The sequence below is a fragment of the Nocardiopsis nanhaiensis genome, from assembly GCF_054778635.1.
Genome location: NZ_BAAGZJ010000197.1, coordinates 1 through 853, shown reverse-complemented (window position 1 = coordinate 853; position 853 = coordinate 1). Strand labels below are relative to the sequence as shown.

At 65.9% G+C, this 853-nt stretch carries 1 protein-coding gene; it reads right to left on the bottom strand.

Annotated elements, in window-relative coordinates; translation table 11 throughout:
• Positions 1–853: succinate--CoA ligase subunit alpha (sucD, locus tag ACYVD1_RS34755; protein ID WP_460778723.1), on the bottom strand; the 853-nt coding region annotated here is incomplete at both ends.

Here is an 853-nt window from a genome sequence, read left to right as displayed (position 1 = left end):
CGCGGGCGAGCTGGGCGGTCTCGGTCGGGGTCTTGCCGACCTTGACACCCACAGCCTCCAGAGCCTCCTTCTTGGCCGCGGCCGTACCCGAGGAACCCGACACGATGGCACCCGCGTGACCCATCGTCTTGCCCTCCGGAGCGGTGAAGCCCGCGACATAACCCACCACGGGCTTGGTCACGTTGTCCTTGATGAAGTCCGCGGCACGCTCCTCAGCGTCACCACCGATCTCACCGATCATCACGATCACATCCGTGTCCGGGTCGGCCTCGAACGCCGCCAGAGCATCGATGTGCGTGGTCCCGATGATCGGGTCACCACCGATACCCACCGCCGACGAGAAACCGATGTCACGCAGCTCGTACATCATCTGATACGTCAGCGTGCCCGACTTCGAGACCAGACCGATCCGGCCCGGCTTGGTGATGTCGGCCGGAATGATGCCCGCGTTCGACTGCCCAGGGCTGATCAGACCCGGGCAGTTCGGACCGACGATCCGCGTCTTGTTGCCCTTGGTGCCCGCGTAGGACCAGAAGGCGGCCGTGTCGTGCACCGGGATGCCCTCGGTGATCACCACCGCCAGACCGATCCCGGCGTCCACCGCCTCGATCACCGCGCTCTTGGAGAACTTCGGCGGAACGAAGATCACCGTCACGTCGGCACCGGTGGCAGCCATGCCCTCGGCCACCGAGCCGAAGACCGGCACCTGGGTACCGTCGAAGTCCACGCTCTGCCCGGCCTTGCGCGGGTTCACGCCACCCACGACATTGGTGCCCGAAGCGAGCATCCGACGGGTGTGCTTGGTGCCCTCAGAGCCGGTCATGCCCTGGACCAGCACCTTGCTGTCCTTGTT